The organism is Corynebacterium sp. HMSC034E11, from assembly GCF_001835905.1.
Taxonomy (GTDB): domain Bacteria; phylum Actinomycetota; class Actinomycetes; order Mycobacteriales; family Mycobacteriaceae; genus Corynebacterium; species Corynebacterium coyleae.
Genome location: NZ_KV826420.1, coordinates 24,009 through 31,026, shown reverse-complemented (window position 1 = coordinate 31,026; position 7,018 = coordinate 24,009). Strand labels below are relative to the sequence as shown.

Here is a 7,018-nt window from a genome sequence, read left to right as displayed (position 1 = left end):
GAGCTAGACGACCAGCGGAAAACAGCAGGCCAGGGCCGTCGAGCAACACCCGAACAAGCACCGAACTTCGCGACCAAGACAACCCGCTGAGTGCAAAAGTGCAGTGGCCCTGAGGGCAAAAGAAAACGCCCGGTACCTTCCCGAAAGGGGAGGTACCGGGCGAGGGCTTTAGCGCTTAAGAGTTAGCGCGCTTGCCGTGATTCGCCTTCTTCTTGCGGCGATCCTTGCGCTTACGACCACGCTTGCTCATGAGGGTCTCCTTTATATATCTGTACCGGTTACAGACCTATCACTGTATCGCCTGCGATACCGGAGAGGAAAATTGGGCGGACATGCGAGCGCGGTTGCGGGCGAGTGCCTTGTTGCGACGCTTCAGTGCGCGACGCTCTTCCTCAGACAGGCCGCCCCACACGCCGGCGTCCTGGCCGGTCTCGAGTGCCCACTTCATGCACTGGGTGGTTACTGGGCAGCGATGGCAAACAAGCTTCGCCTGTGCGATCTGAGCGAGGGCGGGGCCGGAGTTACCAACCGGGAAGAACAGTTCCGGGTCTTCGTCGCGGCAAATTGCTTCGTGGCGCCAATCCATGATGATGCTCCTTAAAAAATAAATCGGTACTGCGTGGTCGGTTTTCGTGCACCACTAAAACACCCAACGATGTAGGTGCGTTGCAAACAAAGTTTGGTTCCTGGCTCCGGGCGGTGCCTCTCGGTGGATTCGAGATCCCGTCTTCCGGTTTACCGGGCGTTAACCCCGTGGTGTCTGAGGGTTAAGGGCTGAGTTACCAGCCCGTTGTTTTTGCTACTTGTGAATAATGACATGTTCATGCAAAGCCCGCTAGGGTTCGAGGCCAAAATGTGCGCGGAATCACAGAATGTATCTACGTCATCGCGGTCACATTTGCGCTTCTGGGCCGATCCGCAAGCCAATGGTCTACCCTCTGACCTGGGATGATAGTAAACTGGTGGTGGAGGTGCCCGGGTCAAATCGTGTTTTTCGGATTTCTGCCGGTTCGCTGGGGTTCATCTGCCGTATCGGTGGCGATAGACTGCTTTGTTGTGACTACGAATCGGAATCAATCCCACGCGCCCGTCCCAAATGACCCGGAGCAGCAGCCGTTCGCGGATGCTGAGGTCCCACCCCTGATGCGTTTCGGCGCGATGGTGGTGCTGGTGCAGTGCTTGGCGATCTTTGTTTATGTGGTGACGCTGATCCGTGATCAGTTCCTTGCTACCGAGCACACCCTGGAGTCCGACTCGCCGGTTGCTGGTTACGTCAACATCGGTACTGCGGTGTTTTTGCTGATCATTTTCGGCTACATCGCGTTTGTGTCGGTGGAGACTCTGCGCGGCCGTCCGCGTGCGACTGGCGCGGTGGTCCTCATTGAGGCGATTCTTGGCGGCGTGGCTATCTATATGTTCCGCGGCGGGGCGGTAACGCTCGGCGTGGCGACACTGATTTCGGTGGTGTTGGTGCTGGTCACCGTGTTCCACCCGCGTTCGAGGGCGTATAACGAGGCGCAGTATGAGGAGCGTAAGGCGCGCCGCTAATCGACGACACCGCTCACCCCTCCGGCCTCGCTAAACCTTGGCGTCGAGGACGACGATGTCGTCGCCACGCTTTTCCACAATGGTTGCGCCGGCGGAGGAGATGTGGACGGGGCCGGTGTAGCCGCCGCGGTCGACGGGGATGATCTCGTCGACCGCGTTTTTGTCCCAATCCACAACTGCGATGCCGTCCTGGGAGGCGTAGAGCAGGCGGTCGCCGGCGGCGAAGCCGGTGCCGAGTGCGCCTTGGAACACGCCGGTGACGCCGAGCCCTGCCGGCTCCATGAGCAGGAGAGAGTCGTCCTGCCAGTAGGACATGTGGTGGGGGAGGTCGGCGACGGGGAGGACGGCGATGGTGCCGTCGAGACGCTGTGGCTCACCCATTGCTGGCACCGAGGAGGAGCTGGTGTTGTTGCCTTCCTTGTCGTAGGCCAGGACCTGCTTCTTTGACGGGTCGTAGATCGCGGCGGCGTCTTGGGAGACGGCGACGAGGTAGGCCTGCGGGTCGATCTCAATGTTGGCGTCGACTTCGGGTTCGCGGGAGTCTTCCGGGGTTGCCTTTTGGATGCGGAGGAAGGTGCCGTCCCCACACGTTTCGGTCAGCGCGACGAGTTCGGTGCGGGTGAGTGCGGAGGTGATCACGCAGCCTGGGTTGGGCTGCATGTCGGATTCTTGCGGGGCTTCGATGTAGCCGTATTCCATGGTGCGCACCATGTCGGAGCGCCATACTTCGATGCGTTCGCTAGAGGCGTAGCCAATGCGGTCGTTCGAGGCCAGGCGCGTGACGTTTTCAGACGCCGGGGCGGATCGGGTGCCGGCGTATTGGCCGGTTTTCGTGTCGATGGCAACGACGTCGCCGCAGCCAGCGTTGTCGCGGTAGACAGCCACAACCTTGTCCCACGCCTGATCCATCAGGCACAGGTCGTTGGGGCGTTCGTAGGTCCAGACGGTCTCGCCCTCAGGGTTCGTCGCGGTCAGCGTGTGATCGTTGTAGGTAATGATCAAGCCGTTGGCTACGAGCGGTTGCGCGCGTCCGGAGGTGTCGGTGAGCCGGAAGCCCTCGCTTAGCGACGACGGCACCACCGCCAACTGACCAAAATCCTCCTGAGCTTCGGCTGCTGGAGAGAGATCAGCCTGGCGCACCGGGGCGGTGAAAAAGGCGGTGCCGACAAGCAATGCCGAAACGCCGGCGATGACACCGGTGGCAATGAGGTCGCGGCGGGTGCGACGCAAAGGCTTACTCAACGCCGTTTCCTTCCTGAACGCTTGCCCGGAGCCGCCGGGCGGGATGGACGGTTTGGTCGTGCCCCGAGCACTTTACGCGGGCGTCCGACATGGCCAGTAGCTGACTCCGGGAAACCGAACTCCTCCTGCAGTTCAGGGGAGGTGGAGAACCACTCGGGCAGGTTGGGTTTGCCCAGGTCGAGGTCTGTGTTGATCATGGACCACTTCGTCGCTTCGTCGTAGCCGACCAAGGTGACGGCCACGCCGGTGCGTCCTGCGCGGCCGGTTCGCCCGATGCGGTGGACATACGTCATGGGGTCGTCCGGGGTTTGGTAGTTGATCACGTGGGTGACGTCGTCGACATCAATGCCGCGTGCTGCGACGTCGGTGGCGACGAGGATTTCCACGTCGCCTCGTCGAAAAGCATCAAGCGCTTTCTCGCGCGCAACCTGGCCGAGGTCGCCGTGGACCGCGCCGACGGCAAAGCCACGGCCAGCAAGATCCTCGGCGAGATCCGCCGCCGAGCGTTTCGTGCGGGCGAAGATAATGGTGCGCTCGCGGCCCGGAGACTGCAGGATACGGGCGATGACCTCGGCTTTGTCCATGCGGTGAGAGAGGAACGCAACCTGACGGGTGGTGGCGTGGGTAGCGGAGGCATCTTCAGATTCGGCGCGGATGTGCACCGGCTTGTTCATCTTCGAACGGGCAAGGGACAGGATCGGGCCCGGCATGGTGGCGGAAAAGAGCATGGTCTGCGTTGTGCCCACGGCGGACCAGAGCTTTTCGATGTCCGGAAGGAAGCCCATGTCGAGCATCTCGTCGGCCTCGTCAAGCACGAGGATGGCGACCTTGTCCAGCACGAGAGCGCCACGGTCATGCAGGTCAATCAGGCGGCCAGGCGTGCCGACGACAATGTCCGCGCCCGCTTCGAGTGCCTCGAGTTGTTCCTCGTAAGGGCGGCCGCCGTAGACCGTGGCCACGCGCACCGGCGTGTGCACGGCAAGGCGTTCGATGTCCTCGCCGACCTGCACCGCAAGTTCGCGCGTCGGGGCGATGAGCAGTGCGCGCGGGGTGCCGTCGAGTTCTGCAATGTCTGCGTCGTCAAAGACGCGGTCTAGCACCGGCACACCGAAACCGAGCGTCTTACCCATACCCGTGCGGGCCTGGCCAATGATGTCGCGTCCGGCCAGCGCGATGGGCAACGTGAGCTCCTGAATGGAGAACGGGTGGGTGATGCCGTGGTCCGCAAGCGCGTCCACAATTTCAGCCGCAACCCCCAACCCGGCAAACGTCGTTTTCTTTGGCGCACGACGAGCAGCGCCACGTTGTTCACTCTCAGCTGCGTAGGGCACGCGTTCATCTTAGCTACCGGCCGTTACAATGGGGCCGTCCGCCAGCAGGTGGTTACGTTTAGCTATTGCACCTGCGGGCACACAAAGCGCAACAAGAAAAGGACAGTGAGCGAGAAAATGGATATCAAGATTGGTCTTGCAGACACCCCGCGCGAACTAGCGATCAAGCTTCCGGAGGGCCAGGAAGACATCTTTGCCACCGTCGAGCAGGCGATTGCGAACGGTCAGGCAACCTTCAAGCTGGAGGATGCCAAGGGCCACTCCTACCTGATCCGCACTGACCGCGTCGTTTACGTCGAGCAGGGCAGCACCACGGCCCGTAGCGTCGGCTTCATGCGCTAAATTACTCAGACATGGCACAACAGCAGGGCACTCCGTCTCACGGTGGGCGCCATAGTGAGCACCACGGGGGCGCTGAAGAGGACTTCGGCGACTGGTTTGATAGCTGGGGTATGGAGTCTGGCGACGACACCCCGCAGGGCACAAGCCGCGAAGAGGGACGTCTTGTCGCCTTTGCCCGCGAGTACGGGTGGCGCGCGTATGCGATCCCGGTGCTTGCGGTAATTACCGTGTTTGTCCTGCTGGACATGGTGCAAAACCCGGATGAGCAGGCGATCGGGACGGTCGCCGAGTCTGCGTCGGCTCCGGCCGGTGAAGCGGGCATGGCTGGTGCGGATGCGGATCAACCGAAGCCGCTGGAGCCTGCGAAGATCGCGGAAGGCATCTTTGACCCGCACGATCTGCCGCCGGGTGGCCCGTACACCACGACGGGTGAGGGCACGTTCTACGAGGTCGGCATCCCTGGTGCCAATGCGGGCCAGGGCACTGAGATTGTGGTGCGCTACATCGTCGAGGTCGAGCACGGCATCGACGCCTCCGGTTACGGCGGGGATCAGTCGTTTGCCCAGATGGTGGATGCAACGTTGATGGATCCGCGCGGGTGGACGAACGATCCGCGCTTCCGCTTCGAACACGTGTCGGCAGATCAGGATCCGACGCTGAAGATCCGTTTGACCTCTCTGGATACGACGGCGGAGCTCTGTGGTGCCGCGTTGGGTACGGAGACGAGTTGCCGTACTCGCATTACGGGCGAGGACACGGTGATTATTAACGAGTCGCGCTGGGTGCGCGGTGCCGTGCCGTTCCAGGGTGACATCGGTTCGTACCGCCAGTACCTGATTAATCACGAGGTGGGCCACGCTGTGGGCTTTGCGGAGCACGTGCCGTGCCCGGAGGCGAATGCGCTTGCGCCGATCATGATGCAGCAGACGCTGAGCCTGAACAATGCGCAGTTGCATGAGATGAGCCCGGAGGAGAACTACCCGAACAACGACGACACGTGCCGGCCGAACCCGTGGCCGTATCCGCGTCCGGCCGTGAATTAAGAAGGTGGTGTCGGTGGTTTCTTTGCTTAAGCCGATTCCGGCACATGTGCTTTCCGCATTCCAGATCGACGACATTGAGCCGGTTGCGGTCCCGCAATTTTGGAACAATGGCCTGCGCTTCGGGCGTGTTGTGTTGTCGCATGCGCGTGAGACGTCCGCGTGGTCTGGCAAGGCGCGTGAGAAGGCAGTGCCGGGGGAGGGGCTGCGCATTTCGCGTCCTGTGCGTGCGACGGATGGTCGCTTGATCGTTGCGGGGTATTGCGCGACTGAGTTCGCCACCGGTGAGCCGCGCGAGCGTGTCGATGAGGCGGTTGCAGCAGCATTGCTTTACGACGACGCCGTGGCCGGCATCGAAGCCCCCTCCGGCGAGCGCACCGGGCTGGTTGCCAATGCTGATCGGGCGGTGTGGCGCGAGGAGCACCTCGGGTCTGAGGGGGTAGTCGCGCACCTGGATTTCTTGTCGCATTTGCTGTTCGATGGCCACGCTGAGCCTGTGCTGACCGAGTTCGATCCGTCCGTTGGGTTGCGCCCGCGTGGTTTTACGGCAGCGCTGGTGATCGTCGATGGTCTGCTGGCCGGTGCTGTGGATCCGGACATTGTGGCGCGTTGGTCGCATATCCCCAGGCTGGACTGGTTGTTGGAGAAGGCGATCGAGTACCGTCGCCACACGACTCGCGGGCTCGGTTCGGATGTATGTTCGATAGATGACGTTGTTGAGATTGTCGTGTCGTACTGAACTGGCACAATCTCCTTTATGTTGTTTCCACACCCTTCACCAGTGCCTCCGGCAGCGTTAGAGCCGAAGGCGTACCTCGTGCCGCGCGAGCGCAACATCACCCCGCGGACCTGGGACAACCCGCTGCCTGAGGCCGGGTTGTGGAAGGTCACCGGCCGGCCCGGCTCAGGCGTGAGTAGTTTTCTTGTGGATACGGCGGCGGCCGCGGTGCGTCGTCACGCAGGCGCGGGGGACCCGGGTGGCATTTTGGTGCTGACGGACTCGAAGGAAACCGCCGGACGGCTGCGCTCGCAGTTGTCGGACACGCTGGCGCAGTCGGGGTTTGTTACCGATGAGCCCATGGTGCGCTCCGTGCACTCGCTGGCCTTTGCCATTTTGCGCTCGCATGTGGACGAAGAAATCCGCCTGATCTCCGGCGCGGAGCAGGACGCAGTGATCCGCCAGTTGCTCCAAGACCAAGATGAGGATGGTCGTGGCTCGTGGCCGGAGGATCTGCGCCCGGCGCTTCCACTGGTCGGCTTTGCCCGTCAGCTGCGTGACTTCCTGCTGCGTGCAGTGGAACGTGGTCTTGGCCCTGTCGAACTGGAGGAGCTGGGCAGCCGACATGGTGTGGGCATCTGGAGCGCGTCTGGCGAATTCTTGCGCGAGTACCAGCAGGTGATGGCGCTTTCGGGAGCGCGCAGGCTGTCCGCCTCGGAGCTGGTGGATCAGGCGGTGCGACTGCCACTGCCGCGCAGGTGGCACACGGTGATTGTGGACGATGCCCAGCACCTCGC

The 7,018-nt window shown here is 62.3% G+C and carries 9 protein-coding genes; 5 read left to right on the top strand and 4 right to left on the bottom strand.

The annotated features are described in order from the left end of the window. Nucleotides 1–175: 175 nt before the first annotated feature. Both HMPREF2690_RS12565 and HMPREF2690_RS10495 read right to left on the bottom strand, forming a co-directional pair. On the bottom strand, nucleotides 176–250 hold the full coding sequence (locus HMPREF2690_RS12565) for a 50S ribosomal protein bL37 (RefSeq protein ID WP_099046258.1): 75 nt from the start codon (nucleotides 248–250) through the stop codon (nucleotides 176–178). A 39-nt stretch (nucleotides 251–289) separates the two neighbouring features. Further along, complete coding sequence (locus HMPREF2690_RS10495; RefSeq protein WP_070820847.1) at nucleotides 290–586, bottom strand: WhiB family transcriptional regulator; 297 nt, start codon at nucleotides 584–586, stop codon at nucleotides 290–292. Between the two features lie 470 nt (nucleotides 587–1,056). Between HMPREF2690_RS10495 and HMPREF2690_RS10490 the strand changes: the two genes are divergently transcribed. Then, on the top strand, nucleotides 1,057–1,548 hold the full coding sequence (locus tag HMPREF2690_RS10490; protein ID WP_224213006.1) for a hypothetical protein: 492 nt from the start codon (nucleotides 1,057–1,059) through the stop codon (nucleotides 1,546–1,548). A 30-nt stretch (nucleotides 1,549–1,578) separates the two neighbouring features. On the opposite strand, the gene HMPREF2690_RS10485 is transcribed toward HMPREF2690_RS10490, so the two are convergent. Together HMPREF2690_RS10485 and HMPREF2690_RS10480 are read right to left on the bottom strand one after the other, a co-directional pair. Continuing rightward, nucleotides 1,579–2,790: an Rv3212 family protein gene (locus tag HMPREF2690_RS10485; protein WP_083320377.1), complete on the bottom strand. Its 1,212-nt coding sequence runs from the start codon at nucleotides 2,788–2,790 to the stop codon at nucleotides 1,579–1,581. Beyond that, entirely contained in the window at nucleotides 2,787–4,121 is a 1,335-nt protein-coding gene (locus tag HMPREF2690_RS10480) for a DEAD/DEAH box helicase (RefSeq protein WP_070571011.1), read from the bottom strand. The genes HMPREF2690_RS10485 and HMPREF2690_RS10480 overlap by 4 nt, the downstream gene beginning before the upstream one ends. A gap of 117 nt (nucleotides 4,122–4,238) precedes the next feature. Here HMPREF2690_RS10480 and HMPREF2690_RS10475 point away from each other — a divergent pair, with 117 nt between their 5' ends. From HMPREF2690_RS10475 to HMPREF2690_RS12425, 4 genes are all read left to right on the top strand, one after another. After that, nucleotides 4,239–4,463 (top strand): DUF3107 domain-containing protein, encoded by a 225-nt coding sequence (locus tag HMPREF2690_RS10475; RefSeq protein ID WP_070422420.1) that lies wholly within the window; start codon nucleotides 4,239–4,241, stop codon nucleotides 4,461–4,463. An 11-nt stretch (nucleotides 4,464–4,474) separates the two neighbouring features. Beyond that, the gene (locus tag HMPREF2690_RS10470; RefSeq protein WP_224213005.1) at nucleotides 4,475–5,506 is read left to right on the top strand and encodes a DUF3152 domain-containing protein; all 1,032 of its coding nucleotides are present in this window, start codon (nucleotides 4,475–4,477) and stop codon (nucleotides 5,504–5,506) included. A gap of 13 nt (nucleotides 5,507–5,519) precedes the next feature. After that, a complete protein-coding gene (locus HMPREF2690_RS10465; RefSeq protein ID WP_092101617.1) occupies nucleotides 5,520–6,242 on the top strand; it encodes a hypothetical protein in 723 nt (240 codons plus the stop codon). 18 nt (nucleotides 6,243–6,260) lie between these two features. Beyond that, nucleotides 6,261–7,018: UvrD-helicase domain-containing protein (locus HMPREF2690_RS12425; protein ID WP_371326031.1), on the top strand; the 758-nt coding region annotated here is incomplete at its 3' end.

What these genes read in the sequence shown, in the direction of transcription:
- HMPREF2690_RS10495 (WP_070820847.1), bottom strand. Translation starts at nt 586, where the DNA reads ATGGATTGGCGCCACGAAGCAATTTGCCGCGACGAAGACCCGGAACTG.
- HMPREF2690_RS10475 (WP_070422420.1), top strand. Translation starts at nt 4,239, where the DNA reads ATGGATATCAAGATTGGTCTTGCAGACACCCCGCGCGAACTAGCGATC.
- HMPREF2690_RS10470 (WP_224213005.1), top strand. Translation starts at nt 4,475, where the DNA reads ATGGCACAACAGCAGGGCACTCCGTCTCACGGTGGGCGCCATAGTGAG.